Source organism: Sphingobium sp. PNB, from assembly GCF_019873065.1.
GTDB lineage: Bacteria > Pseudomonadota > Alphaproteobacteria > Sphingomonadales > Sphingomonadaceae > Sphingobium > Sphingobium fuliginis.
On the sequence record NZ_JAINEZ010000018.1, the window covers coordinates 1 to 26,841 of the forward strand.

A 26,841-nucleotide genomic window follows, 5' to 3' on the forward strand; every position below is an offset into this window, starting at 1 on the left:
AACCGGGGTCGGCGTGGGTGCGGGGGTTGGCGAACCTTCATCTCCACCGCCTCCGCATGCAGCCAGCATCAGCGTTGCGACGGCAAGAAGGCCGATCGACGATAGTTTTTCGCACGCCCCAAGCACAATCCCAGTCCCTTCTCGCGGAACATCGATCCCGATCTGGTGAACGGCCTCCGGCGGGACAGGTGGTCGAAGCGGAAGCGGTATAAAGTAAAATAAAGAAGGTAGGGATATGGCTATGGATATAAACCGTCGGCTATACTTAACGAAATGACGTTGTTAATTGTCCGCATATTTGCCGTTATTTTGGATTTTTCCCGGGATTCTGTTCATTGAAGTTGACATTGGAACATGCCTAACCGCAAATTAACCATGGGTAAAAACTTCAAAAACCGAGTCGCCCCAGATAGATGCGCGGTGTGACTGTAGCCTTGGGCGGAATCCCGGTCATGGGAACTGCTACGGGCATGAGAAGATGACTTCTATACCCTGATACAGCCTCATCGACATGGATAATGGCTGGGCATGTCCCGGAACGGCATCCTTTGTCTTGGGTATCGGGCAAAAGCGTTGTGCTTCATGGCCCGATGTGCAGGCGTGACTGGTTTTACTTGGAAAAACCAAAAGATATTCGGTCGCAAACTTATGAAATGATTTCGGCATCCATAAGTTTGGGGGTTTGCCATGACCTATGGCCACAGCGTCACCATCGACGGCTCTCTGAATGACTGGCTCGCAACCGACCGGATCGACGACAACAGCGCCCCCGGCTATCAGGTTTATGCGACACTGGACAATGACGCCTTCGTCTTCGCCCTGACGGCTCCGGTCGCCATAGGCGCGGACACCACCGTCTGGCTGAACACGGACGGCAGGACCGCCACGGGTTATCAGATTTTCGGCTTTGCCGGCGGCGCCGAATATAATGTGAACTTCGCGGCGGACGGCACGGTGAACCTCTACACCGGCGCAGCGGGGGAGACGCTGGTGCTGTCCGGGCTGCAGACGGCCTGGTCGGCTGACCGGACCACGGTCGAATTCCGCCTCCCCACTTCGGCGGTGGGCAATCCGGCGGCGATGTACACCTATTACGACATCAACAACCTGTCGAACAGCTTCATGCCGTCCAATTATCTGTCGGCGCCGTTCACGGTCTTCAACCAGACGACCGCAACCCAGGCGCCTGACATGCGGATCGGCATCGTCTTCTCCCAGACGACAGCCGACGCCTATTTCAGCCCCACCGCCTATTCGCAGCTTTTCATGTCGGTTCAGGCGCAGGCGATCCAGGCCGGCATCCCCTTCGACATATTGACGGAAGCGGACCTGACCGACCTTGCCAAGCTGTCCCATTACGATGCGCTGGTGTTCCCGTCCTTCCGCAACGTGCCCGTCGACAAGGTGGAGGCGATTTCCCACACGCTGGAAATGGCGAGCAAACAACTGGGCATCGGCCTGGTCACGGCGGGCGAGTTCATGACGAACCAGCCCCATGTGCAGGGCGGCACGATCGGCGGCGATCCGCTGCCCGGCGATCCCTATGCGCAGATGAAGCTGCTGTTCGACGCAACCCGCGTCACCGGGGGCACCGGCAATGTGGTGGTGAATGCGACCGACGCGACGGGCCTCGTCCTCGACCATTATGCCAATGGCCAGCAGGTGAACAGCTACACCGGCGTCGGCTGGAACGCCTTTACCAGCGTCAGCGGCACGGGCCACCAGATCGCGACCGAGACCATCGATGGCGGCTCCGTCTATTCGGCCGCGCTCGCGACGCAGACCGGGGCGGCGCGCAACATTCTGTTCTCCAGCGAAGGCATCATGGCCGACGCCAATATGCTGCAGCAGGCGATCTCCTATGCGGCGAACGGCACCGGCCTTTGGGTCGGCCTGCACCTGTCGCGAGATTCCGGCATCGTCGCGGCCCGCGTCGACATGGACCAGAGCCAGGAACTGGAAGACGTCAATCCCGCGGGCAGCACGCCCGGCATCTACGACAAGCTGTTGCCCCTCCTGACGCAGTGGAAGGCGGATTATAATTTCGTCGGCAGCTTTTATCTGAACGTCGGCGACGGCACGAACGGCACCGGTACCGACTGGGCGGTGTCGCTGCCTTATTACAAGGCGCTGCTGGACCTTGGCAATGAGATCGGCACGCACAGCCTGACGCATCCGGAAAACACCAACCTGCTCAGCGCGCAGCAGATCCAGACCGAATTCCAGAACAGCATCACGATCCTCAACCAGCAGATCGGCGCCTATCTGAACCAGCCGTTCCAGATCACGGGCGCGGCCGTGCCCGGCGCGCCGGAACTGCTGCCGACCTCGCAGGAGATCATGAAATATCTGTCGGACTATCTGACCGGCGGCTATGCGGCGCAGGGGGCGGGCTATCCCAATGCCTTCGGCTATCTGACGCCGGACAATCAGAACCAGATCTATTTCGCGCCCAACACCTCCTTCGACTACACACTCATCGAATTTCAGAAGAAGACCGTGGCGGAGGCGACAGCCGCCTGGATCGGGGAGTTCGACAAGCTGGTCGCCAATGCGCAGACGCCGGTGATCGTCTGGCCCTGGCATGATTATGGCGCTGCGGATTTCCTGTCGGGCAGCCCGACGGTGGACAGTCCCTATGATATTTCGATGTTCACGAGCTGGTTGCAGCATGCGGTGGCGGCGAACATGGAGTTCGTCACCCTGGACGATCTGGCCGCGCGCATGACGGCGGTCAGGAATGCGACGATCACGACCACGGTGGCGGGCAACAGCATCACCGCCAGCGTCGGCGGCGCCAATGTCGGCAATCTGTCGCTGGACGTCGACCGCCAAGGCGCTCTGGTCATCCAGAATGTGACCGGCTGGTATGCCTATGACAGCGACAGCGTCTTCCTTCCCCAGAGCGGGGGAACCTTCAGGATCAATCTGGGAGCGGCAGCGGACGATGTGACGCACATCACCGACCTGCCGATGCGGGCCGTGCTGCTGAGCGTCGCCGGCGACGGTCACAATCTTGCCTTTTCCGTTCAGGGGGAGGGGAAGGTCGTCATCGACATCGCCAATCCGGGCACGGACGGGATCGTCGTCACCGGAGCCTTGGGCTATAGCCGGGTCGGGGAGATCGTGACGGTCGATCTGGGCGGCTATGGCCTGCACAATGTCACGCTGGAATATAAGAATCCGCCGGTGATCGTCTCCGGTGGCGGCGGTCCGACAGCGGCGCTTTCCATGGCGGAGAACGGCACGGCGGTGACGACCGTTGTCGCGACCGACGCGGATGTCGGAACGGTGATCGGCTATTCCATCTCCGGCGGAGCGGACGCCGCGAAATTCAAGATCGACAGCGCGACGGGCGCCTTGGCTTTCCTCACCGCGCCGAATTTCGAGGCGGCTACCGACGCCGGGACGAACAATGTCTACGACGTCGTGGTGCGTGCGTCCGACGGCACGCTGTACGATGATCAGGCGATCGCGGTCACGATCACCAATGTGAACGAGGCGCCGGTCATAACCTCCAACGGCGGTGGCGCGTCCGCGGCTATTTCCGTCGCCGAAAACACAACCGCCGTGACCAGCGTGACCGCGACCGATCCCGATGCGGCTACGGTTCTCGCCTATTCTATCGTCGGCGGACCCGATCGCGCGCTTTTCTCGATCGATGCATCGACCGGCGCGCTCGCCTTCCTCAGCCCGCCCAATTACGACCTGCCCGGCGATGCGAACGCGAACAATGTCTATAGCCTGACGGTAAGGGTGTCCGACGGAGCGCTGTTCGACGATCAGGCCATCAACGTCACCGTCACCAATGTGAACGAGCATGCGCCGGTGATCACTTCCGGCGGCGGCGGCGATACGGCTGCCGTTTCCGTCTCCACCGGCACGCGGCCGGTGATGAAGGTGACGGCGGTCGATCCGGATGCCAACACGACGCTGGCCTATTCCATTGCGGGCGGCGTGGATGCGAGCAAATTCACGATCAACGCTTCGACAGGGCAGCTCAACTTCGTCAACACGCCCAATTATCTGCTGCCGACGGACACGGGCAAGGACAATGTCTATGACGTCATCGTCCGCGCGTCCGACGGAACATTCTATGACGACCAGGCCATCGCCGTCACCGTCACCATCCTCAACGCCGCGCCGATCATCATCTCGAATGGCGGGGGCGCGTCCGCAACCATCCGAATGGCCGAAAATGGCACGGCCGTGACGAAGGTCGTGGCGACAGACGTCAATCTGGGCCAGGCAATCACCTATTCGCTGGGGTCAGCCGTTGACGGCGCGCTCTTTTCCATCGATCCCCAGACCGGCGTCCTGACCTTCAAGAGCGCTCCGGATTTCGAGGCGCCCGCAGATTCCAACCTGGACAATCGCTATCAGGTGCAGGTGCTGGCCACGGACAGCCTGGGCGCGCAGGATTTCCAGAACCTGACGGTCGTCGTCAACAATGTGTCCGGCCTGTCGCTGACGGCGGCAAGCGGTGGATCGACGCTCATCGGTCAGGGAGAGGAAGACACGCTGAGGGGCGCCGGCGGCAACGACACGCTGATCGGCAATGGCGGGTCCGACACGCTGAACGGCGCGGGCGGCAACGACATCATCGATGGAGGGGCAGGCGCCGACCGCATCACGGGAGGCGCGGGCGCGGACATATTGACCGGCGGCGCCGATGCCGACCTGTTCATCTATAACGCCACAGGCAACAGCACGCCCGCGATCATGGACCGGATCATGGATTTCCAGCAGGGGATCGACCGGATCGACCTGTCCGCAATCGACGCCATGCCGGCGCTGTCCGGAAACCAGGCCTTCAGCTTCATCGGCAATGCGGCCTTTTCCGGGCCGGGCCAGCTTCATGTCTATTCCAACGGTACGGACAGCTTTGTCGAGGCGAATGTCGACAATAATCCGGCGACGGTGGATTTCGCGATCAGGCTGATCGGGGTGCACAACCTGACCGCGAGTGACTTCCTGCTTTAGCGACGGGGCCGGGGGAATGGCTGGCATCGGCTTCAGACTGGACCGGATAGCCCGGGAGGACGGCTTGGGCGGGATCGCCAATGCCGCCTTCCACGGGGCCGTTGTCAGTTCCGGCCCGTGGCTGATGACCGCGCTCGCGGTCTTCCTGCTACAGGGCTGGACGCGGTCCACCATGGTTGCGGCCGACCATGCGATCATCCAGACCAGCCTGGTCTATGCCTTCGGCGTTTCGACGGTGATCACCGCGCCATTGGCGATGATCGCGACCCGCATGGCGTCCGATCGCTTCTACCTGGGGGAACGCGACGCGATCCCCGCCATCCTGCTGGCCGCGCTGGTCTGGGCGACGCTGGCGTCGCTGATCGCGGGGGACCTGCTGTTCGGCCTTGCCGGTGGGATGCGGCCGGACCTGTTCCTGCTGGCCACCGCGATCCTGACGCTGTTCTCGCAAATCTGGATCGCCAGTCCCTTCCTGCACGCGACATGGCGGCACCGGCCGATATTCCTGGCCTATCTTTGCGGGATCGCGATGGTGGCCCTGTGCCTGGCGCTGGTCCGGCCGACCGCGCCCGCCGCTGTCCTTGCGGCGATCGCGGCGGGTCTGATCGTGACGCTGGCGCTGCTGATCGCCGCGATCCGGGATGATTTTCCCAACAGTCCCGATTGGCGGCCGGGCTGGATCGGCAGGACGCCCGGCGTCCTGGCGCTGGGCGCGGCGGGGTTGACCAACGCGCTGGCGATCTGGATCGACAAATGGCTGCTCTGGTGGGCGCCGGGCAGCGTCCAGGCCGTTGGCGCCCTGCGGGTCAATCCGGTCAACGATCAGGCCAGCTTCCTCGGCCTGCTCACGATGATTCCCGGCCTGACGCTGATCCTCGTCACGACGGAGACGCGGTTCGACCGGGCCTTTGCGGCGCTGATGAGCCATTGCATGGGCACGGCCAACCGGCGCCGGATCGAAAAGGCGCGGCAGAAGGTCGGCATGACGATCCGGCTGGACCTGCGCCTGCTGATGGTCGAGCAGGCGATCCTGGCCGGCTTCTGCTGGGTTCTCGCGCCGGAGATCGTCCGCCTGCTCGACATGAACGCGCGCGGCATATTCGGCTTTCGGCTGACGGCGGTGGGCGTCGTCTTTCACCTCGTCGCGATCCAGATGAGCATCATCCTGTCCTATTATGACCTTGCCGGCCGGATCGTGGCGGTCTGGGGCAGCTTCCTGCTGGCGAGCGCGGCGGGCACGCTGCTGTTTCGCGACAGCGGCTTCGCGGGCTTCGGCTTCGGCTATCTGGCGGGCGCGGTGACGGCAGCCTCGCTCGCCGTCGCGCTGGTGGCGGAGGCGACGGGCAAGCTCACCTATCTGCTCTTCGTCGGCAATAATCCGGCGGTGGCGGGCAATAGCGGCCTGTGGGCGAGATTCTGGCCATGAGCGTTCTTCCCTTCCGCCGCCGCGATCTGCTGGCGCTGTCCCTCATGGTGTTCGGCCTTTCGGCCCGCGCCCTGCCCGAAATCGGCGGGGCCAACGCCTGGGGGGTGGATTATGGCGAAGCGACCGATCCCGCCATCGCCCGCCGCTTCGGCCTTCTGGTGCTGGAACCCGACTTCGCCCGCCCGCTTGCCCCGCTGCGTGGCCCCGGCAGCCGCCTGCTGGGCTATATCAGCCTGGGGGAGGTCCATGACGGTCGTCCCTTCGCCGCAGAACTGGAAAAGGCGGGCGCGCTGCGGCAGGCCAATCCGAACTGGCCGCAGGCGCGGCTCGTCGACCTGCGCGATCCGGCGTGGACCGCCCTTGTGGTCGATCGCCTGATCCCCGCCATATTGCGCAAGGGCTATGACGGCATCTTCATGGACACGCTCGACAATGCGGAGGCATTGGAGCGGCAGGATGCCGACCGCAACAAGGGCATGGTGGCCGGCGCCGCGCGGCTGGTGCAGGCCATTCGCACGCGCTTCCCGGACATGGCGATCATGATGAACCGGGGCTATGCCCTGCTGCCGCAGGTCGCGGGTCAGATCGACCTCGTGCTGGCGGAAGCCATGGCGTCGCGCTGGAACTTCGCGGAGGGGCGCTATGAGATGACCTCCGCCGACGACTGGCAATGGCAGGCGGACCATCTTTTCGCAGCCCGGCGGATCAATCCCCGTCTGGGGCTCGCCACGCTCGACTATTGGGACCCGCGCGACAAGGCCACCATCGCCAGCCTCTATGCGCGGGAGCGCGCCGCCGGATTCCAGCCCTATGTGTCCACCCTGGCCCTCGACCGGCTCATACCGGAGCCCCTGTCATGAAGATCGAAGCGCTGCGCCACCCGAACATGGCGGTCATCGGACCGATCGCGGGAGGTGGGCTGCTGCTCGCCGCTGCGGTGCTGCTGATGCCCAGCCACTGGCAGATTGCCGATGCGATCCGGCGAGCGACATTCGCGCCGCCGCCGGTCGCCATCCCCTTGCCTCCACCCGATGCGGCCATGCTGATGCAGCGCTTCGCGCAAGGGAAAAGGCTTTCTCCTCCGGACCTTCAACGGTTGTTGAACGCTTCCGTGACGACGGCCGACGCGAAGGTTCTGGGGCAACTCGCGGATGCGCTGGCGGGGAAGGGCGCGCCGGTTCCGAGCGCGAGGCTGACCTATGACATCATGGCGGGCGGCCGTCCGGAGGTCGCGCTTGCCTTTCTGGAGGGCCGTCCGGACCACGCCGCCCCCGCCCATTGGCGCCTGCGCTTCGACCTGCGTCGCAAGGCCGGCGACGCGCAGGGCGCCGCCGACATGGTTCGGGCGGGGGCCATGAATCCCGGAACGGCTCCGGCCAAGGATCTGGTCGAGGCCAGCTATGCGCTCGGCCAGCCCGATCTGCTGATCCTGGCCGCGGAGCATGGCGCCATAGCGCCGCTCGACCCGGCACAGTCGCTCGATCTGGCGTCCTGGGCGAGTGGGGCGGGGCGCTATGACCTCATTGCTCGGATCGACCGGTCCGGGACGCCGGGCTGGCGCGACCGGAACCCCTGGCTTGCCATGACGCTGGCGCAGCGGTCCGGCGACATCCGTTCGGCGCTTCGCTATGCCGCCATGCTGCCGACGGGGCGCGATGCGGCCCGCGAAAGCATCATCATGGCGTCCGGAAACAGGGATGCAATACGGCAATGGCTGCTGGATCGGGCGGCCGAGACAGGCGCTGACCGCCCCGCCATCGCGCAACGCCTGCTGGAAAGGGGTTTCCGGTCGGACGCCATCGCGCTGCTTCGGCAGCAATCGACGGCCAAAAGCGATGACCCGTCCGATGCACGCATGCTGTACCTCATGGGGCCGCGCCCTGTCGCGCAGGACCTTGCCTGGTTGAAGGCGCGGGCATTGGCCGATCCGAAATGGGCGCAGGCCTATGTCGAGCGGGCAAGGCCTGCGGACGCGCTGGCGTTTCTGGAAGCGACTGACGCCGCCGACAGCAGCGACATGCTCGTCCAGCGCATCGCACTGGCCAATGCGGCGCGCGAGAGGGCGGCGGCGGCGCGGGCGCTCGACCGGCTGCTCGACGGCCGCACCCTTTCCGCCCTGCAGTTGAAGGCGGCAGCCGGCGCGCAGGTTCCGCCCGATAGAGCGGCCTATTATGATCTGGCGCTTGCGAACGCCCGCGTCGCCAATAGCGCCGCCGAGCCGTCGGATCGCCTTCGCCTTGCCTGGGACGGCTGGAATAGGGGTGATGCGCGGGCGACCGCCGACCAGTTGAATTTCTATCTTCGCGAACGTCCCGACGACCGGGCAGCGCTGAGCCTGATGGCCGATGCGCAGACGAAGCTGAAGGGCGAAGCCGGGGCCCGTCCCTGGATCGAAAGATCGCTGGCGCTCACCTCGCCGCTTTCGGTGGAGCGGGCGGAACTGCTGACCCGGCTGGGCCGGACGTCGGAGGCGACGGCCATGGTCGAGGCACTGCGCCGGGCCGCTCCGGCAGACCGCAAGCTCGACATCATGCTGGCCCGCTTGCTTATCGCTGCGGGTGATCCGGGACGTGCGCGCAAGGTGTTGCGGCCATGACGCCACTGGCCGCCGCCTTGCTGCTGATGGGGCCGCCGCCGCTCATGGTCGCGGCATTGCCGCCCGACACGGATGTGACGGCATCGGAAGTCAGGACTGTGGACCTGCAATGGAGCGGGGACGTGCATCTCGAACTGGAAGACAGCGGCTATGAGCTGGTCGTCCGGTTCGACCGGCCGATTGCCGATGCCGTCCTCAAGGACTTCGCCGCCGCCGCCGGGGCGGACCTGGCGGATTTGCGCTGGAATGACGAGAGTCTGGTTCTGCGCGCCGCCGAGGGGCGGAAGCTGGAGGCGGTGGCGGACGAGCATGGGTTGCACGTCCGTTTCCTGCCCGGTGGGGAGCCGGCGCCTGTCCCCCCCAGCGCAGGCGAACCGCAAACGTCGGATCTGGGCGTCGAACTCGCCATCGCCCGGGCGCTAGCCGATGCCGCCGCCGGCTATCCCGATCTGGCGCGGCGGCGGCTTGCTCCGCTGGCGGCGGCATATCCCGGCGACAAGCGAATCCAGCGCCTGCTGGGCGACATGGAGGTTGCGGAGGGCGCGCTGGCCCTTGGCGCGGCCCGCTATCGCAATCTCGCCGCGGACGATCCCTTTGCCCGGCAGACATTGGCCGAATCGGGCGGCAATGTCGCCGGCGCCGTGACGGCGCGCGGCGGCAAGGTCTTCTGGCAGGCGGAGGCGGGCCTCAATGCGCTGGTGCCTTTCAACAACCGCCTCTCGCTCGGCGCTGGCGTCCGCTGGTTCCGCTCCGAAGCGGACACCGTCCATGGCGCCAACGGCATTCTTGCCAACCGCACGTCCCGCTCCGCCATCGGGGACCTGTTCGCGACCGTCAATCTCGGCGCGGTTTCCCGCATCGAGTTTCAGGGCAGTGCCCAGTTGGACGAAAAGGTGGCGGGCGCCGGCCTTCGGCTGTTCGCCGGTCCTCCCGAAAGGCAGGGAAGGCTGGTCCTCGCCTACCGCCTGCCGGATCTCGCCACGCCTGAGCAATCGACCTTCGGCGGTCATATCAGCCGCGCGGGGATCGGGGGGACGATCCGCCTGACGCCGGAACTGGCGGTGCAGGCGGATGGCGGCTGGAATGGCTATGGATTGACCGGCACCGGCGTCCGGACGCGCAGCATCACCGTGGCGGGCGGCCTCGATTATCTGCTCCGCCGCGGATCGCCATCGCTGGCGGTCAGCTACCGGCTGGATGCGGAATATGTCGGCCGCAGGGCGCTGCGGCCCAATGGCCTTGCCTATATCCCTCTCAGCGACAGGGAAAATCACAGCTTCCAACTGCTGTCCGGCATGTCCTGGACAGGTTGGCAGCTCAGCGGCGCGGCAGGCTGGACCTTCGACCGCAAGGGCAAGACCGACGGCCCCACCGCGAACGTCAGCGCGACCGGGCGGCTGAGCGAGGGCTGGCGCCTTCAGGCGAGCGGCGGGATCAGTTCGATCAGCCGGCCCGGCATTTCGGGACGCCAACTCTATCTGCGCGTGGCGCTCACTCGCTTTCTTGGGAGGCATTGATGCTGAAGAAGCGGCCCATCCTGCTGCAATGCGCGGAAATGCTGATCCTGTTCGCCACGCTGATGGCGATCGACCAGGGATTGATGAGCGGCAATGCCTTTTCCGACATCAACCCCAATCCCTATTGGCTGCCGGTGCTGGTCATGGCGACGACCTATGGCACCGGATCGGGGCTGGCCGCCGCCGCGATCGCCTCCGCCATCTGGTTCCGCTGGTCGAACCCATGGTCGGGCGCGACGGATCATATCGAACAGCAGCTGCGCCTCTCCATCCAGCCCATGCTGTGGATGGTGACGGCCCTGGTGACGGGCGAGGTGACCGCCAGCCGCAGGAACCGCATTGCCGATCAGGAACGGCAGCATCAGGCGATGGACCGCAACTGGAAGAAGCTGGCGGAAATCATCGCCCGTCTTACCGACACCAACCGCAAGCTGCAGGTCCGGATCGCCATCGGGCAGCGCACGATCGTACAGGCCATGGCTGCCGGCCTCGACCTTTCCAAACCCGATCCGGAAAGCCAGGCCGACGCGGTCGCCCGCCTGATCGCGCTCGCCGCGCAGACGGAGGATTTCACCTTCTACGATGTGCGCGGCGCCCAGGTGACGGCGCGCTTCGGCGGCAAGACGGCCCAGGGGCAGGCCCCGGACCTTTCGCGCTCGCCGATGGCGCAGGCGATGCTGGCGACGCCCAGGCCGTTGCGGGCCGATCGTGCCGCCGACCGGCCGCTGCTGTCGGAATGGGGTCTTCTGGCCGTGCCGGTCGCGGGGGCGGAGGAAGGATTGGCGGCCATCATTCTCGTCCACAGCGCCGCCGGGATCAGGATCACGGAGGCCTATGTGGCGCAACTGCTACAGGTTGCAGACCTGCTCGGCAAATGCCCGGCGCTGTTCGGGCGTGAACAGGCCTTTGCGCCGAAATGGCTGGTCCCGGAAGGAAAAGTGGCTTGATCGCCCTGCTCATCCTGTTTTCGGCTGCCGATCTGTTCCTGCTGTTCACCGGTTTGGCGGTGGGAGAGGGGAGCATCCTCTGGTTCGCGCCCATCCATCTGGCGCTCTCCTGCGCCGCGCTGCTGGTCATGATGAAAGGGCTGGATGGGCTGGGCGTGCGCCAGCGTTTCGCCCTGCCGATCGGTGCCGCCATTGGGCCTGCCGGTATGCTGGCCTGCCTGATTCTGGCCCCGCTGGTCCGGCCGTCGAGGCGGAAAAGGCAGATCGCCTATCGGGATGTCCGAACGGGCAAGCGGCGGGACGTCAACGACCTGTCGCCGGTAGAGCGGCTGGGCCGGATACTCGACGATCGTGTGCGTTATCCCGAAAGCGACGAGATCGGTTCACTGGCCACCATGCTCCGCTACGGAAATCTGCAGGCCCGCTACCGGGCCCTGGAAACCGCCGTGATCTCTTTCGAGCCGCGATTGTCCCCCCTCATCGTCATGGCCCTGTCGGATGAGGACCAGACCATCCGGGCGCTCGCCGCCGCTGCGGCTGCGCAGGTCAGCTATAATCTGGCGCAGCAACGCAGCGAATTGCAGGCGAGGATCGCCCCCGCCCAGCATCTGGACGATCGCTATGCCCTCGCCATGCTGCTGGCCGATCATGGCTGCTTCAACCAGTTGCTGCCGCAGGGGCAGAGGCTTCGGCTCTGTCAGGACGCGAACAGGAAGCTGGATGAGATTGCCGGCTTGCTGAAGAGCGGGGATATAAGGCGTCGGTCATTGCAGGCGGCGCGCGCCCGGATAAGGCGTGCGCTGGAGCGGCATCCGGCAGGCAAAGCCCGGCCCACGCGCAGGGGGGACGTGGAGCCGGCGTCATGATGTCCGAGGGGCAGGACAGCGACATATGCCTGATCGTCGAAGGCGCTTATCCGTTTGTGGTCGGGGGCGTTTCCAGCTGGTTGCAGGACCTGATCCTCAGCATGCCCGACCTGCGATTTTCGCTCGTCGCCATCAAGGCGGGCAATGGCGCGCAGCCCTGGCGCATGGCGCCGCCGCCCAATGTCGTGGAGGTGGTGGAAATCCCGCTGCTGATCGAACCCTGCCTGCCGCGCCGCTATCCGGCGTCGCAGATGCAGCGGATCGGCCGCCTGCTGCTCGCCTTCCTGTCGACGGGCGGCAAGGATGAACTGATCCGTCTGCGGCAGGCGCTGGAAGGATTGAAGCCGTGCCCGGGCGCGGGCGATCTCCTCTCCAATCCGGAGATATTCGACCTCTTCACCCATTATTACGACACGGCTTTCCGCTCGGCCTCCTTCCATCATTTCTTCTGGGCGATGCGGGTGCTGCTGGGCGGATTGCTCAAGATGCTGCTCGCGCCCTTGCCGAAAGCGCGTGTCTATCACACCATATCCACCGGCTTTGCGGGCCTGCTGGCTGCGCGAGCCGCCTATGAGACCGGCCATCCCGCCTTCATCACCGAACATGGAATCTACATGCTGGAACGGCAGATAGAGATCATGATGGCCGACTGGATCGGGGACCAGATCGAAACCGGGCTGACGCTCGACCGGGAAGGGCATGATCTGCGCGACCTGTGGCTGGCGGTCTTCCAGACCTATACCCGCGCCTGCTACGACGCTTGCGACCCGATCATCGCGCTGTACGGGGCCAACAACCAGACGCAGCGCCGCCTGGGCGCCCGGCAGGAACGGCTGCGCGTCATTCCCAACGGCATCGATGCGGAGCGCTTCGCGTCGATGGAGCGCGCCTGCGATCCCGCCCGGCCACTGGTGACGCTGATCGGCCGGGTGGTGCCGATCAAGGACGTCAAGACCTTCATCAGGGCGGCGGCTCTGGTCCTGACGGACATGCCCGAAGTCCGCTTCGCCATATTGGGGCCGCTCGATGAGGATGCGGACTATGCCGCGGATTGCGAGGCGCTGGTCGCTGAACTAGGCATCGGCCATGCGGTGCAATTTGCCGGGCGGGTCAATGTCGCGGAATGGCTGCCCCGGATCGACCTGATCGTCCTCACCAGCCTGTCGGAAGCCCAGCCGCTCGTCATATTGGAAGGGGGCGCGTGCGGGGTGCCGGTGGTCGCGCCCGATGTCGGCAGTTGCCGGGAAATGATCGAGGGGCGGGCGCCTGGGATCGACCGGCCGGGCGGCATCGTCACCGAACTGGTCAACCCGGAGGGCACGGCGGCGGCGATCCTGCATCTGCTGCGCTCGCCTTCCTTGCGCCGGGCAATGGGCGAAGCGCTGCGCGAGCGGGTCGTGCGGGATTATGACCGCAGCGCCATCATCGCGGAATATCGGCACATCTACGAGGCGCTGGGCGCGCGGGTCCGCTTTTCCGAACTGCAATGACCGTCTGGCTCAATGCTCCCGGAAGGACAGCCAGAGCGACTGGGTCAGCGGTTCCAGCGCATATTGGAGCGCGGTCCGCCGCCGCAGCGGCACCAGGACCTGCACCGGCATCCCCGCCTTCAGGCTGAAATCCTTCCCCCGCACGCTCCTGATCCTGTCCAGTTCCTTCGGCGGCACCATCACCTCTGCGGTGTAGAAGGAGACCCCCGCCTTTTCATCCTGGAAGCTGTCGGCCGAAAGCCGCGTGATCCGGCCGTCCATGATCGGCAGGTCGCGTTCATGCAGGCTGCTGAACTTGATCTGCGCCTGCTGCCCCACTTTCAGGTCGTCAATGTCTTCGGGCGAAATCCGCGCCTCTATGACGAGGCCCGCCCGGTCGGGAACGATGTCCATCAGCTTCTGGCCGGCGGAAATGACGCCGCCGACAGTGAAGACGTTGAGGCCGACGATGGTGCCGGTGGCGGGTGCGCGGATTTGCAGCCGGGCAAGCTGATCCCTGGCGGCGCGATATTTGGGCAGCACTTCGTTGAGCGAGAATTCGACGTCGCGCAATTCCGATGAGGCCCGTTCCTTATAGGCCTTTTCCGCTTCGAGCGCCTTCAGCCGGTTTTCCCCCGCTTCCGCCCCCGACCGGGCGATGCTGGCGGAAAATTGCCCCTCCTGTCCCTGAAGATCGGCCCTTGCGCGTTCCAGGGCCCTGATCCGGGATTGGGACACAAACCCCTTTTCCGCCACGCCGCGCAGGCTCTCCAGTTCCTCTCCGATCAGACGGGCCTGCTCTGACGAGGCCGTCAGTTGCGAACGATAGCCGCGCGCCGTCTGCTGCACCTGACTGGCCTGCTCGCGCAGCACGCCGGTCTGCGCCGCCAGTACGGAGCTACGCGCGTTGAACTGGGTCAGCTGAAGGCGGATCGCCTCCTCCGCATCCGCCTTCTCCTGCCCCTTCAGCATCGCAAATTCGGCAGGCCACAGGACATGGCTTGCGCCAAGCTGCTCGGCAATCAGCCTTGCCCGCTGCGCCTTCAATTCGATATATTGCGCGCCGAATATGCGCGCCTGCGCCCGCACCTCGGCGGAGGCCAGTTCCATCAGCGGCTGGCCTTGGCTGACATGCTGGCCTTCCTTCACGAAGATCGCGCCCACCACGCCGCCATCGCGATGCTGCACCGATTGCCGCTGGCCCGACACGGTGAGCCGCCCTGGCGCATAGGCGGCCGCATCGAGTCGCGCAAAGGCCGCCCAGCCGAGAAACAGGACGAAGAACAGCGCCGCGATGATCATGCCGGCGCGCATGTCGCGTTCAGGCCTATCATCGATGATCTCCGCGCCGTTTCCGGCGGGATAGTAAAGCTCGACGGCGCCGGCCGCATCCCTGATCTGAATAGTTCCCATGTCGCCTTACCCCTCCGCCGTCTGGGGAGCGGGACGTTCTTCCGACCGGATCGCCTTCAAACGGCCCAGCACGTCGTCGCGTGCGCCAAAGGCCTCGACCCTTCCGTCACGCATCACCATGATCTTGTCGACCACGCCCAATATCCCCATGCGATGGGCGACGATGATGACGGACGCATTCCTCTTCTTGAGGTCGGCCAGCGTCGCGACCAGCCGCACCTCTCCCTCCGCGTCGAGATGCGCATTGGGTTCGTCCAGAAAGACCAGCGGCGGCGCACCGTAGAGCGCCCGCGCAAGACCGACGCGCTGCGCCTGCCCGGCGGAAAGGCCGCGTCCGCCCCAGCCGAGCGTCAGATTATAGCCGCCCGGCAGATGCTGGATCATGTCATGCGCGCCGCTCAGCCGGGCGGCTTCGATGGCGGCATTGTCTATCGCTTCCTCATCGTCCGACAGGAAATTGCCGAAGCGGGCGATATTCTCCTTGATGGTCCCGGCGAACAGGGACGTGTCCTGCGGCAGATAGCCGACGAAGCTCGCCAGTCGTTCCGATTCCCAGTCCTGGATGTCCGCGCCGTCATAGCGGATCGATCCGCGCAGCGGCCGCGCCGCGCCGGACAGCATGCGCAGCAGGGTCGATTTGCCCGCGCCGCTGGGTCCGACAATGGCGATGACCTCCCCCGGCTCCACCGTGAAGCTGATGTCGGCCAGCACAGGTCTTTCCTGGCCTGGGTTGAAACAGGTCAGATGTTCGACCGCGATATGGCCGTTCGGCGCAGGCAACCGGGTGAGGGCGATGTCGGCATCCCTCGCGGCCAGCAGATCGTTGAGTGTCGCATAGCTTGCCCGCGCATGGACGACGTTGCGCCACGCGCCCAGCAATTGGTCGATCGGCGCCAGCGCCCGGCCGACCAGAAAGGAGGAAGCGAAGATCGCGCCCGCCGAAATCTGGTCGTTGATCGCCAGCCACGCACCCAGGCCCAGCGCCAGCGATTGCAGGGCGAGGCGGATGAACTTGCTGATGGCGACATAGTGCCCGCCCGCGAAGCTGGCATGGGCCTGGAGGTTCAGCATCGCCCGGCGTTCGAGCAGGTGCCGACGGACCAGCGCGTTCCGCATGCCGAGCGCGCGGATCACCTCCGCGCCCGCGATCGTCTGTTCCTGGCTGACATAGGCCTTGTTGGCGGCGTCATTGGCCTGCTTCAGCGGCGAATTTGTCCGCCTTTCATTGCAAAGCGCGATGAAGAGGAGCGCGCCGCCGCCGGCCACCGCCATGGCCGCAATGGCCGGATGGATCAGGAAGCAGACGACGACATAGATGGGGCTCCAGGGAAAATCGAAGATCGACAGAATCGTCGGCCCGGTCAGCGTCTGGCGGAGCGTGTCGAATTCCCGGAGGGCCTGTCGGTTCATCGCCTCGCCCGTCGAGCCGCGTCCGCTCAGCGTCGTGTCGAGCAGCAGCCCCGAAAGCTGCCGGTCGAAGCGGATGCTGGCCCGCACCAGCAGGCGGGAGCGCACCTGCTCCAGCAGCGCGAGCGTGCCGATCACGAAGATGATGATGATTGTCAGGAAGAACAGGGTAAGTCTGCCCTGTCCCGTCACGACCCGATCATAGATTTGCAGCATGTAGAGAACGGGTCCGATATAAAGGACGTTCATCAATGCGCTGAATATCAAGGAAGAAAGAAAGTGGCGCCTGCATGATGACAGGGCAGCCTTCATCGGAGCGGATGGTTTATGAAGGTCACGCAACATAAGTTCCGCCTCGCCCCCATGTCGCGTCATGCTGTCGGCGCTATGTCCTATTCTTTGCTTATACTATCCTGCTGATTTTCGGTAAATATAACCAATAGCATAGGTGCGCATGCGTGCCGTAATGGCCCGGCCCGCCGGCAAGGCTCCAACCGGGTCAGGCGGTGGCGATCCGGATCAGCGCCTGCACATCGACATGCTCTTCCAACTGCATTGCGATCTGGTCCAGCGCTTCATGCACCGAAGCCTGATAATCCTCCGATGTGGCTTCATGCCCCAGGCGGGATAGAAAGGCGGCGCGCAGCGCGGTGCTGGCGAACAGGCCGTGGACATAGGTGCCCATCACCGTGCCGTCTCCGCTCGATGCGCCATCGGGACGACCGCCCTCCAGCATTGCGAATGGGCGCGCGCAATCGGCGCCGTCCGTCCGTCCGACATGCATCTCATAGCCCGAAAAGGCTTGGCCCATGGCGGTTCCGTCGGTCCTTTCCAATGTCTTGACCTGCGTCAGCCGGGTTTTCACGTCTAGCAGGCCAAGCCCCTCGATGCCGCCAGGCGGCCCCTCGATCCCGTCCGGATCGTCTATCCTGCGGCCCAGCATCTGGTAACCGCCGCATATCCCCAATATCGGCCGCCCGCGCCGGCGATGGGCGAGAATGTCGATGTCCCATCCCTGATCGCGGACCGCCTGCAGGTCGGCGATCGTCGCCTTGGAACCCGGCAGGATGATGAGCGCGGCCTCCGCCGGAATGGGCTGGCCCGGCGGCACCATCATGACTTCGACGCCCGGCTCCAGTTTCAGCGGGTCCAGATCGTCGAAATTGGCGATCCGGGGTAGGATGGGGCAGGCGATCAGCAGCTTTTCGTGGCCGCCGCCCTGCCGGCGTTCGAGCACCACGGCATCTTCGCTGGGTAAGCGGCTGGCCTGTCGCAGCCAGGGGATGACGCCAAAGCCCTTCCAGCCGGTCAACTGCTCGATATGGCGATAACCGTCCTCGAACAGCGCGGGGTCGCCCCGGAACTTGTTGATCAGGAATCCCCGGATCATCGCCGCATCGGCCGGATCGATGACTGCCCTTGTTCCGGCGACGGCCGCGATCACGCCGCCGCGATCGATGTCGCCCACCAGGATCACCGGCACATTCGCGGCCCGCGCAAAGCCCATATTGGCGATGTCGCCGGCGCGCAGGTTCACCTCTGCGGGCGATCCGGCGCCCTCCACCACGACAATGTCGCATTGCGCCTGCAAGCGGCGGTAGCTGGTCAGTACGGCCTCCAGCAATTCGCCGCGCGCGGACCGGAAATTTTCGCTGCCCAGCTTGCCGCGCACCTGGCCATGGACGACAAGCTGGGACGTGCGGTCGGCCTGCGGCTTCAGCAGCACCGGGTTCATGTCCGTATGCGGCTCGATTCCTGCCGCCATGGCCTGAAGAGCCTGCGCCCGCCCGATTTCTCCGCCATCGGCGGTGACGGCGGCATTGTTGGACATGTTCTGCGGCTTGAAGGGCCGGACGCTGTATCCGCGCCGCACCAGCGCGCGGCAAAGGCCCGCCACCAGCAAGGATTTGCCGACGTCCGAACCCGTTCCCTGAAGCATGATCGCAGCCATGACGCCGCTCCTGCATGGAGCGGGCGGCAGATACAAGTTAAATGGCGCTGTGCCGCATCTCCACGGCGTCCAGGATCATGCCGCCGGCCATGAAGACGCTGCCGGTGCAGGCCAGCGCCAGCAAATGCCCCCCGGTGCCGGGATATTGCTGCATGTAGACGAAGCCGCGCTCGGTCGCGCCAAGGGCCAGGGCGTAAATCACCAGAAACGCCTCGAACTTGGTCTTGATCGTGAAGAGGCGCTTGATCCGTTCCATCCGGTCCCACTCGGCTTGCCCGCCGTCAGGGGATTAGATCGCCTGAAAGTTGCAAATGGTCAACAACCGTTAACCATGATTGTTCGATGCGGGCGATCAGCCGGGTATCGGCCAGATCCTCTGGCGCTATAGCTTCGGGCCAATAGTTGCGGACGATGTCGGCAATGCCGTCCAGCTTCGCCTCGTCGACCAGGAAGCGGGGATCGATATTGGCAGGATCGGCCACCACGCGCAGGCGCAGGCAGGCAGGACCGCCGCCATTGGCCATGGACTGGCGAACGTCGACGGGCACGAGCTTGCGAATGGGGCCGTTGCCCGCGACCATCTCCTCCAGCCAGTTCCAGATGGCGGGCATATCCCGCGCCTCCGTCGGCAGGATCAGCGCCATGCCTGTCCCGGGCAAATTCGAAGGGTCGCCCGTGGGCAAGGTGACGAGCTGCGCATTGAAGATATAGCTGCGGATCGCGTCTGACAGGCTGATGGCGCTGGCGGGAACCTCCACGATCTCCACCGACGGCAGCCTGGCGCGGAGATCGGCGTAGAAGCGCTCCTTGTCCGCAAAGGCATGTTCATGCGTGAAGAGCACGCGTTCGTTGGCGACGGCGACCACGTCATTGTGGAAGGCGCCCGCCGCGATCGCTTCCTCCGACTGCATGACGAACAGCGTGCGATCCGGATCGAGCCGGTGCAGCCGGGCGACGGCCTTGCTCGCCTCGACATGCTGGCGGGCGGGAAAGGGGCCGCCGGACTGGCCATAGACGAACACCTCGACGCCTGCCTCGCCATGGCTGTCGCACAGGCGCATGTGATTGGCCGCGCCCTCGTCGCCGAAGGGGGCGGGGACAGGGCCATGCACGGCGAAGGCGTTCCGGTCGGAAAAGGCAAGGCGCAACTGGGCCAGCGTCTGCGGCCATTCATGGCTGCGATGCGGCATGGTGACGAGATTGGCGACGGTCAGGTGCGTGCGCCCATCGGCCGTATCGGCCGCCGGCGAAACGGTCGCGGCATTGGCGGCCCACATGGAGGAGGCCGACATGGCGGCGGCGCGGATATGCGCCTCCGCATTGCCGACATCGGTCCCGAGGGCTGACAGCCAGGCGCCATCCGGCCGCCACTGGGGCAGGAACAGCCCCTGCGGCAGCCCGAGGCGAAGGTTGGACCGCATCTTCTCTATCCCCTGGAGCGCCGCCGCTCGGGGATAGGAGATGGCGCCCGCGTTGCGCGCGGAGGCAAGGTTGCCCAGGCTGAGGCCCGCATAATTGTGGCTGGGACCCACCAGGCCGTCGAAATTGATCTCCCTTGCCGTCATGCCCGTTCCGCCATGGTGAATGTCTGTCCCGGTTCCACCCCCAGCAGTTCCGCGGAAGCCCGGTCGAGCGATATGCCGCCATCCTCCCGTTCCGTCACGAAGCCATAGGTGCAGCGGAAATCCGCGAGCCGTCCGGTGGTCACCAGCATCTTGTCTCCGCCCTTTTCGTGCACCGCGCCCAGCACCGCGTCGGAGGCATGGGCGATGGTGCGCAGCGAATTGATTTGCCCCACCATCGTCGGTCCGCCGTCGAATATGTCGACATAGCCGGGATTGGTGAAGCCCTCCGTCTCCAGCATGCGCATGGCCGCGCGGCCATTGGGGTGGGGCATGCCGATGACGCCGCGCGCGGTGTCGGTCAGCATGGCGGTGTAGATCGGCGTCTTTGGCATCAGGTCGGCAATGAACTGGTTGCCGTTCACCGCGTTGAACTCGTCCGCCTCCTGAAAGCTCATGCCGAAGAAGCGCCCCGCGAGGCCGTCCCAGAAGGGGGAACCGCCCGCCTCGTCGATCACGCCCCGCAGTTCCGCGATGATCCGCTCTCCGAAGCGGGCGCGATGGTTGCGGATATAGAGATAGCGGCTGCGCGCCAGCAGCAGCCCTAGACCTTCGGCCCGCTCGCGGGGGTGAAGGAACAGGCCGCCCACTTCCGTCGACCCTTCCAGATCGGTGACGAGCGAAAGCATCTCCGCCCTGAAGGTGCGCGAAAGCTCCCGGCTATGTTGGGTGAGAACGCCCAGCCGATAGGAATAGAAGGGCCAGCTTTGCCCGACCTTGCTGAATATCTGGCAGGTGCCGCGGACCTGACCCGTCTGGCTGTTTTCCAGCACCATGACGATCAGTTCGTCCTCGACCCCTTCGCCTTGCCGGGCCAGCGCCTGTTCCGTCCGCTCCAGCTTGGCGGCAAGCGACTTCCGGTCCGGCGGCAGGTTGGTGAACCCGCCCCCGGTCAGCTTCGCCATTTCATAAAGGGTCTGCAAATCGTCGGCGCGCGCCGTGCGCATGAAAAAACTCACGCCTTCATCCCCCCGGTGAAATGCCCCTGGGCGATGCGGAGCAGCGCCAGGGCCGATAGTTGCGCCCGTTCGGCCAGGCTGTCGACGATCAGATATTCCGAATCGCTGTGGATATTGCCGCCCCGCACGCCCATGGTGTCGACCACGGGCACGCCGCAGGCCGCGATATTATTGCCGTCGCACACCCCGCCGGTATCCCGCCAGGCGATGGAAAGGCCCAGGTCCGCGCCGCACTGCCGGACGAGCCCGAACAAGGCTTCCGCCCGCCCATCCATCGGCTTGGGCGGCCGGCCGAAGCCGCCATGCCGGTGAAGCGTCACCTCATGCTCCAGGGCGATCCGCGCCATGGCGTCCTTCAGCAGTTCGTCTGCGGCCTGCTCGTCGGCAGGCGTCTTCGGCCGGAAATTGACATGCAGAACCGCATGGTCCGGCACGACATTATTGGGACTGCCGCCCTCGATCCGCGCGGGATTGCAGGAAAAGCCGCCGCCGCTCGCCGCCTTCAGCCGCAACGCCAGGTTGGCGGCCGCCAGCAATGCGTTGCGGCCGTCCTGCGGATTGCGCCCGGCATGCGCGCTTCGTCCGGTGACGACGATGGCGAAGTTGCCGCTGCCGGCGCGGGCCCCGGCCAGCGTGCCGTCGGGCAGGGCCGGTTCATAGGTGAAGGCCGCGATCTTGCCCGTCGCGACCTGCCGCAACAGCGCCGCCGAGGAAGGGCTGCCGACCTCCTCATCGCTGTTGATGATGACGTCATAGCCCAGCCGCCCTGCATCCGGTGCGGTTTCCACCGCGCGCAAGGCCGCCAGCATGACGGCGATCCCGCCCTTCATGTCCGCGACGCCCGGTCCGTTCAGCGTCGCCGGATCGATCCACCGCAGCGCCTGAAAGCCATGGTCGGCGGGGAAGACCGTATCCATGTGCCCGGTGAGCAGGATCTGCACCGGAGCCTCCGGCCTGACCGAGAGGCGCAGGTGGCTGCCATGCGCGACCATCGCCAGACGGCCGTCGGGGCGGACGGTTTCCACCGGCTCTGGATCGACAAGGGACATCGCGCCCGGCAGGCCGGCGAAGGCATCGGCAAGCATGGCCGCCATGGCCGCAAGACCGGGAAGATTGCGCGACCCGCTGTTCACCGCCGCCCATTTTTCAGTCTGGGCGAGCATGGGCGCGTCGGCGGCGCTTTCCATGACGCTCCGTTCGAACGACGAAATGCCTCTCATCCTGACGACCCTATCAGAGCGGAGGGCGCGCCTCCACCCCTGGTCCTGAAAGTCGGCGACCGCCTAGAAATCATAGGTGAGGGTCAGGCGACTCATCGTGTCCGAATCCCGCGCCGAAAGCAGCGTCTCCGATTCATATTGCACATTGTAGGAAAAGGCGGCCGACCAGCGTGTTCCCACCTTCGTCACCAGCGAGGTCAGCGAATTCAGCGTATAGACGTCGCTTTCGGCATAGCCGGAGGCTGTCTGCCTGAAGGTCAGCGCAGGGGTCAGGCGCCAGGCGAAGTCCATGGACGCACGGGCGCCCAATTTGGTCTCCCGCTCTCCCGTCACATATTTGGCATGGCGGATCGAAGGACCGGCATCCAGCGAGAGGTCAACCGGATCGCTGACGATCAGCTTGTAGCCGATGCCGGCCGAGGCGGTGTAGCGCGCGTCATAGCCGATCGACGTATCCCGCTCGAACTGCGTCAATCCATAGGCGAAGCCCCGTGGATCGAATTCATAGCGGGGCTCATAGCTGGCGGTATAGCGTTCGCGCGAGGTCACGCCGTTGGCGCGCCGGTAATCGACGCTGGCGGCCAGCTTGTGCGACCATTGGATGCCGGTGCGCTTGACCGCTGCGCTGGCGCTGATGCCGATTTCGCTGGTGGAACCGGTGGAGCGGAAGCCGCCCGCTTCGATCTTGCCCGTCCACAATTCCGTGAAGCGCGCCTCGCGGATCACGGTTTCCTGCGTCGCCCTGGTCCGTTCCTTCCAACTGTTGACCATGCGCTGAATCTCGTCGGCGGAACCGGGATTGGTCTGCTTGGCGATCTTTGCGACGGTCGCGATCTCGGTCTCATTGCCGTTGGCGATGGCCGCTTCCAGCATTTCCCGCACCGATGGCGGCAGGAGCACGGGGTAATCGGCGAGCGCCGGGGTGGAGAGGAAGAGGGGCAGAACGGCCAGCCAGTAACGCATGCGCCTTCTCATACTGGCATGGCAGCGGATTTTAACCCTTGTTTTCAGATCAAATCCCTGAATTCCTGGAGAATATCCCGATACAGCTTGCGCTTGAACGGCACGATCAGGTCAGGCAGGCTCTCCGGCTCCGCCCATTTCCATTCGCGGAATTCAGGATGCGCCGTCTGGATGTCGATGTCCTCATCCGACCCCAGGAAACGCGCAAGGAACCAATATTGCCGCTGGCCGCGATATTTGCCGCCCCACAGCTTGCCGATCAGTTCCGGCGGCAGGTCGTAGAAATGCTCTTCGCGGGCCTTGGCGATGATCTCCACATGCTCGCGAACGATGCCGGTCTCCTCGTTCAGCTCCCGAAGGGCGGCCGCCTTCATATCTTCACCGTCGTCGATGCCGCCCTGTGGCATCTGCCAGGCTTCCACCGCATTATCGATCCGCTGACCGACGAAAACCTTGCCATCCATGTTGACGAGCATGACACCGACGCATGGCCGGTAGGCGAGTTCTGAATCATTCGGCATCGAAGCCATCATAGTCCCTGGTCGTTAATCCCGACAAGCCATCCGGGGGCTCCAGCCCGCCCGTCGCTTTGTGCAGTGCAAGAATAAGCGGGGCGGGGCGGCGCGTCCATGCCGGAAAAATCCTGACGCGGCGATTTGTGCTGTGCATCGCTTCAAATGGGCGGGGGCTTGGAACATCGGGCGGCCCATGGCATGCCCGATCGCATGTCAGACCCCGTAATTCTCTGGTTTCGTCAGGACCTGCGCCTTGCCGATCAGGCCGCACTGGCAGCCGCCGTGCAGGAAGGGCCGGTGATTCCCGTCTATGTGCTGGACGATCAGGCGCCGCGCCAATGGAAGATGGGCGGAGCGTCGCGCTGGTGGCTGCACCATAGCCTGAAGAGCCTGGACGAAAATCTTCGGGAGAAGGGATCGCGCCTGATCCTGAGGCAGGGAAACTGCATCGATCAGATCGTCCAGATCGCTGAGGAAACGGGCGCCCGGCGCGTGCATGCCCTGCATCATTACGAACCCTGGTGGCGCAATGCCGAGAAGTCGCTCGCCAAAAGGCTGGAGCTGTGCCTGCATGACGGCGCATTGCTGCTGCCGCCCGGCGCGGTGCGGACGGGCGAAGGAAACAGCTATCGGATCTATACCCCCTTCGCCCGCGCCGTGATGGAGCATATGCCGCCGGCCGAACCGGTTCGCGCGCCTTCGCGCATCGGTGCGCCAGGACGTTGGCCGAAAAGCGATTCGGTGGACCAATGGGACCTTTTGCCGACCAAGCCGGATTGGGCCAGGGCCTTTTCACGCGACTGGGCTCCGGGGGAAGCGGGGGCGCGGGCCAATGTCGCCGCCTTTCTCGACCAGGTGGCGGATTATGACAGGGCCAGGAACCTGCCCTCGCAGGAGGGGAGCTCTCGCCTGTCGCCGCACCTCCATTTCGGGGAGGTCTCCCCCGCCTATGTCTGGCGCCGGGTTGCCGGAGCGCCCGACGATGCGACGACCTTCCTCAAGGAACTGATCTGGCGCGACTATGCCCATACGCAGATATGGGCCATGCCCGCCTATGGATCGGAAAATGCGCGGCCAGCCTTCGACGCGATGCCCTGGCGCGATCTTCGCGAGGCTGGTGCCGATTTCAAGGCGTGGAAGACAGGGCGCACGGGCTATCCCATTGTCGATGCCGGCATGCGGCAGCTCTGGACGACGGGCTGGATGCATAATCGGGTGCGCATGATCGCGGCCAGCTTCCTGATCAAGCATCTGCTGATCGACTGGCGGCATGGGGCGCGCTGGTTCTGGGATACGCTGGTCGATGCGAGCTACGCCAATAATAGCGTCAACTGGCAATGGGTTGCAGGCAGCGGCGTCGATGCCAATATCTTCTCGCGGATCATGGCGCCCCTGACCCAGTCGGGAAAGTTCGAAGCCGCGGACTATATCAGGGCCTGGGTGCCGGAACTGGCGCATCTGAACGATGACATCATTCACGACCCCGAAGCGCATGACGCGCGTCCGTCCGATTATCCGGCCAAGTGCATCGGTCATCGGGAGGGGCGTGAACGGGCTCTCGCCGCATGGCGGGGGATCAGGCCATGATTGCGACGCGGTAAACCATCGGGCAGAGTGGAAGCATGAACGCCATTGAACCCCGTCGTGGCCGGGCCGCAGTGCCGGTCAGGCGACCGCTGGAGCGCCGCAGCCATGGCTGGCCGGATCGTCTCGCCGCCCGGCAGTTCCACAAATTGCTCGACCGCATCGACCTTGGGCTCGAACAGGGTTCTTTGCTCGCCATTCTGCCGGACGGCAGCCGGCGCCTGCTCGGCGGCCGCGCAGCGGGACCGGAATGCGAGGTTCATCTGCTGCGCTGGCGGGCGCTGATTCGCCTGATCGCCGGGGGATCGGCGGGCTGGTACAGAGCCTGGGCGCGGGGAGAGTGGACCAGTCCCGATCCGGTTCCGCTCTTCGCCCTGTTCATGGCCAATGCCGTCAGCCTGGGCAATGTAGCCCGGCCGCATGGGCCGGCACGCTGGATCGGGCGCGCGTTCCATTGGGCGCGCCGCAACAGCCGCAAGGGTTCGCGGCGCAACATCGCCTATCATTATGATCTGGGGAATGATTTCTACCAGCCATGGCTCGACAAGGGCATGCATTATTCCAGCGGCCTGTTCCGCGACCCGGACGACCGGATCGAAAGCCTGGAGCGGGCGCAGCAGCGGAAGGTCGACGCCATTCTCGACCGGCTCGACATCGGCGATGGCGATTCGCTGCTGGAAATCGGCTGCGGCTGGGGCGGCTTGGCCGAACAGGCGATGGCGCGTTGCCCGATCCGTTATGACGGGCTGACCCTGTCTGTGGAACAGGCGCATTTCGCACGTGACCGCCTGGGGTCGGGAGCGAACATCATATTGCGCGACTATCGCGACGCGCAGGGGCAATATGACGCCATTGCCAGCGTGGAAATGGTGGAGGCAGTCGGGCAACGTTACTGGCCGGCCTATGTCGGGGCGATCGAGCGTCTGCTCAGGCCCGGTGGGCGGGCGGCCATACAATATATATTGATCGATGACGCGATCTTCGAAGGCTACGCCCGGGGCGCGGATTTCATCCAGACCTATATCTTCCCCGGTGGCATGCTGATTTCGGAAAGCCGTTTCCGGGCCTTGGCCGAAGCGAACGGTTTGGAGTGGCGTGATGTACGCCGCTTCGGTCTGCACTATGCCGAAACGCTGCGGCGGTGGCGCGAACGCTTCGACCGGGCGGTCGACAGGGGATGGTTGCCGGCCGGTTTCGACCAGCATTTCGTCGATCTATGGCGCTATTATCTGATGTATTGCGAAGGCGGCTTTCGCGGCGGCACCATCGATGTCGCGCAGGTCACGCTGGTGAAGCCGGCTTAGGGCGGGAGGAATTCAGTTCGGCTAGAGCGTTTTCCAAGCAGATGGAATCATCTGCTGACTCGAAAAACGCGATAAAACAAAAACTTAGAGCAGTCGAGC

19 protein-coding genes are annotated in these 26,841 nt (G+C 64.9%); 10 read left to right on the plus strand and 9 right to left on the minus strand.

The genetic code is table 11. The annotated features are described in order from the left end of the window. Positions 1 to 687: 687 nt before the first annotated feature. From K7W03_RS08580 to pelF, 8 genes are read left to right on the plus strand one after another with little or no spacing between them, the layout of a single operon-like run. Complete coding sequence (locus tag K7W03_RS08580; RefSeq protein WP_222886055.1) at positions 688 to 4,983, plus strand: cadherin domain-containing protein; 4,296 nt, start codon at positions 688 to 690, stop codon at positions 4,981 to 4,983. A gap of 16 nt (positions 4,984 to 4,999) precedes the next feature. Next, the gene (gene pelG, locus K7W03_RS08585; RefSeq protein WP_222886056.1) at positions 5,000 to 6,409 is read left to right on the plus strand and encodes an exopolysaccharide Pel transporter PelG; all 1,410 of its coding nucleotides are present in this window, start codon (positions 5,000 to 5,002) and stop codon (positions 6,407 to 6,409) included. Then, entirely contained in the window at positions 6,406 to 7,269 is an 864-nt protein-coding gene (locus K7W03_RS08590) for an endo alpha-1,4 polygalactosaminidase (RefSeq protein ID WP_192832864.1), read from the plus strand. The genes pelG and K7W03_RS08590 overlap by 4 nt, the downstream gene beginning before the upstream one ends. Further along, complete coding sequence (locus K7W03_RS08595) at positions 7,266 to 9,005, plus strand: hypothetical protein (RefSeq protein WP_222886057.1); 1,740 nt, start codon at positions 7,266 to 7,268, stop codon at positions 9,003 to 9,005. The genes K7W03_RS08590 and K7W03_RS08595 overlap by 4 nt, the downstream gene beginning before the upstream one ends. Further along, positions 9,002 to 10,522, plus strand: coding sequence for a hypothetical protein (locus tag K7W03_RS08600; protein ID WP_222886058.1), 1,521 nt, complete (start codon positions 9,002 to 9,004; stop codon positions 10,520 to 10,522). Before K7W03_RS08595 ends, K7W03_RS08600 begins: the two co-directional genes overlap by 4 nt. Next, a complete protein-coding gene (locus K7W03_RS08605) occupies positions 10,522 to 11,469 on the plus strand; it encodes a hypothetical protein (protein ID WP_222886059.1) in 948 nt (315 codons plus the stop codon). The genes K7W03_RS08600 and K7W03_RS08605 overlap by 1 nt, the downstream gene beginning before the upstream one ends. Continuing rightward, complete coding sequence (locus K7W03_RS08610) at positions 11,466 to 12,335, plus strand: hypothetical protein (protein ID WP_048577076.1); 870 nt, start codon at positions 11,466 to 11,468, stop codon at positions 12,333 to 12,335. Before K7W03_RS08605 ends, K7W03_RS08610 begins: the two co-directional genes overlap by 4 nt. Beyond that, positions 12,332 to 13,825, plus strand: coding sequence for a GT4 family glycosyltransferase PelF (pelF, locus tag K7W03_RS08615; protein WP_222886060.1), 1,494 nt, complete (start codon positions 12,332 to 12,334; stop codon positions 13,823 to 13,825). Before K7W03_RS08610 ends, pelF begins: the two co-directional genes overlap by 4 nt. Positions 13,826 to 13,834: 9 nt before the next feature. Here the strand turns inward: pelF and K7W03_RS08620 are convergent, their stop codons facing one another. The 9 genes from K7W03_RS08620 to K7W03_RS08660 form a co-directional block, all read right to left on the minus strand. Continuing rightward, positions 13,835 to 15,217: an HlyD family type I secretion periplasmic adaptor subunit gene (locus K7W03_RS08620; protein WP_222886061.1), complete on the minus strand. Its 1,383-nt coding sequence runs from the start codon at positions 15,215 to 15,217 to the stop codon at positions 13,835 to 13,837. Positions 15,218 to 15,223: 6 nt separating this feature from the next. Further along, the gene (locus K7W03_RS08625; protein ID WP_222886087.1) at positions 15,224 to 16,936 is read right to left on the minus strand and encodes a type I secretion system permease/ATPase; all 1,713 of its coding nucleotides are present in this window, start codon (positions 16,934 to 16,936) and stop codon (positions 15,224 to 15,226) included. A gap of 187 nt (positions 16,937 to 17,123) precedes the next feature. Next, positions 17,124 to 18,575 carry a cobyric acid synthase gene (locus K7W03_RS08630; protein ID WP_222886062.1) on the minus strand — a complete coding sequence of 484 codons (1,452 nt, stop codon included), beginning with the start codon at positions 18,573 to 18,575 and terminating at the stop codon, positions 17,124 to 17,126. A 37-nt stretch (positions 18,576 to 18,612) separates the two neighbouring features. Next, positions 18,613 to 18,831 (minus strand): hypothetical protein, encoded by a 219-nt coding sequence (locus K7W03_RS08635; RefSeq protein WP_025550071.1) that lies wholly within the window; start codon positions 18,829 to 18,831, stop codon positions 18,613 to 18,615. A 25-nt stretch (positions 18,832 to 18,856) separates the two neighbouring features. Next, the gene (locus K7W03_RS08640; protein WP_048577079.1) at positions 18,857 to 20,140 is read right to left on the minus strand and encodes an N-succinylarginine dihydrolase; all 1,284 of its coding nucleotides are present in this window, start codon (positions 20,138 to 20,140) and stop codon (positions 18,857 to 18,859) included. Then, positions 20,137 to 21,156, minus strand: a complete 1,020-nt coding sequence (locus K7W03_RS08645) for an arginine N-succinyltransferase (protein ID WP_173676444.1) — start codon at positions 21,154 to 21,156, stop codon at positions 20,137 to 20,139. Before K7W03_RS08645 ends, K7W03_RS08640 begins: the two co-directional genes overlap by 4 nt. Next, entirely contained in the window at positions 21,153 to 22,376 is a 1,224-nt protein-coding gene (locus K7W03_RS08650) for a hydrolase (protein WP_222886063.1), read from the minus strand. The genes K7W03_RS08645 and K7W03_RS08650 overlap by 4 nt, the downstream gene beginning before the upstream one ends. A 63-nt stretch (positions 22,377 to 22,439) precedes the next feature. Continuing rightward, the gene (locus K7W03_RS08655) at positions 22,440 to 23,339 is read right to left on the minus strand and encodes a YdiY family protein (protein WP_025550074.1); all 900 of its coding nucleotides are present in this window, start codon (positions 23,337 to 23,339) and stop codon (positions 22,440 to 22,442) included. Between the two features lie 44 nt (positions 23,340 to 23,383). Continuing rightward, positions 23,384 to 23,869, minus strand: a complete 486-nt coding sequence (locus K7W03_RS08660) for an RNA pyrophosphohydrolase (protein ID WP_222886088.1) — start codon at positions 23,867 to 23,869, stop codon at positions 23,384 to 23,386. A gap of 195 nt (positions 23,870 to 24,064) precedes the next feature. On the opposite strand from K7W03_RS08660, the gene K7W03_RS08665 reads away from it, so the two are divergent. Both K7W03_RS08665 and K7W03_RS08670 read left to right on the plus strand, forming a co-directional pair. Next, positions 24,065 to 25,441: a cryptochrome/photolyase family protein gene (locus K7W03_RS08665; protein ID WP_222886064.1), complete on the plus strand. Its 1,377-nt coding sequence runs from the start codon at positions 24,065 to 24,067 to the stop codon at positions 25,439 to 25,441. Positions 25,442 to 25,476: 35 nt separating this feature from the next. After that, positions 25,477 to 26,742: an SAM-dependent methyltransferase gene (locus K7W03_RS08670; RefSeq protein ID WP_222886065.1), complete on the plus strand. Its 1,266-nt coding sequence runs from the start codon at positions 25,477 to 25,479 to the stop codon at positions 26,740 to 26,742. Positions 26,743 to 26,841: the final 99 nt, after the last annotated feature.

Bases quoted from the DNA above. Each gene is read 5' to 3' on its own strand.
- K7W03_RS08635 (WP_025550071.1), bottom strand. From the start codon at position 18,831: ATGGAACGGATCAAGCGCCTCTTCACGATCAAGACCAAGTTCGAGGCG.
- K7W03_RS08580 (WP_222886055.1), top strand. From the start codon at position 688: ATGACCTATGGCCACAGCGTCACCATCGACGGCTCTCTGAATGACTGG.
- K7W03_RS08620 (WP_222886061.1), bottom strand. From the start codon at position 15,217: ATGGGAACTATTCAGATCAGGGATGCGGCCGGCGCCGTCGAGCTTTAC.
- K7W03_RS08630 (WP_222886062.1), bottom strand. From the start codon at position 18,575: ATGGCTGCGATCATGCTTCAGGGAACGGGTTCGGACGTCGGCAAATCC.
- K7W03_RS08625 (WP_222886087.1), bottom strand. From the start codon at position 16,936: ATGAAGGCTGCCCTGTCATCATGCAGGCGCCACTTTCTTTCTTCCTTG.
- K7W03_RS08595 (WP_222886057.1), top strand. From the start codon at position 7,266: ATGAAGATCGAAGCGCTGCGCCACCCGAACATGGCGGTCATCGGACCG.
- K7W03_RS08650 (WP_222886063.1), bottom strand. From the start codon at position 22,376: ATGAGAGGCATTTCGTCGTTCGAACGGAGCGTCATGGAAAGCGCCGCC.
- K7W03_RS08665 (WP_222886064.1), top strand. From the start codon at position 24,065: ATGTCAGACCCCGTAATTCTCTGGTTTCGTCAGGACCTGCGCCTTGCC.
- K7W03_RS08660 (WP_222886088.1), bottom strand. From the start codon at position 23,869: ATGGCTTCGATGCCGAATGATTCAGAACTCGCCTACCGGCCATGCGTC.
- pelG (WP_222886056.1), top strand. From the start codon at position 5,000: ATGGCTGGCATCGGCTTCAGACTGGACCGGATAGCCCGGGAGGACGGC.
- K7W03_RS08590 (WP_192832864.1), top strand. From the start codon at position 6,406: ATGAGCGTTCTTCCCTTCCGCCGCCGCGATCTGCTGGCGCTGTCCCTC.
- K7W03_RS08655 (WP_025550074.1), bottom strand. From the start codon at position 23,339: ATGCGTTACTGGCTGGCCGTTCTGCCCCTCTTCCTCTCCACCCCGGCG.
- K7W03_RS08605 (WP_222886059.1), top strand. From the start codon at position 10,522: ATGCTGAAGAAGCGGCCCATCCTGCTGCAATGCGCGGAAATGCTGATC.
- K7W03_RS08670 (WP_222886065.1), top strand. From the start codon at position 25,477: ATGAACGCCATTGAACCCCGTCGTGGCCGGGCCGCAGTGCCGGTCAGG.
- pelF (WP_222886060.1), top strand. From the start codon at position 12,332: ATGATGTCCGAGGGGCAGGACAGCGACATATGCCTGATCGTCGAAGGC.
- K7W03_RS08640 (WP_048577079.1), bottom strand. From the start codon at position 20,140: ATGACGGCAAGGGAGATCAATTTCGACGGCCTGGTGGGTCCCAGCCAC.
- K7W03_RS08600 (WP_222886058.1), top strand. From the start codon at position 9,002: ATGACGCCACTGGCCGCCGCCTTGCTGCTGATGGGGCCGCCGCCGCTC.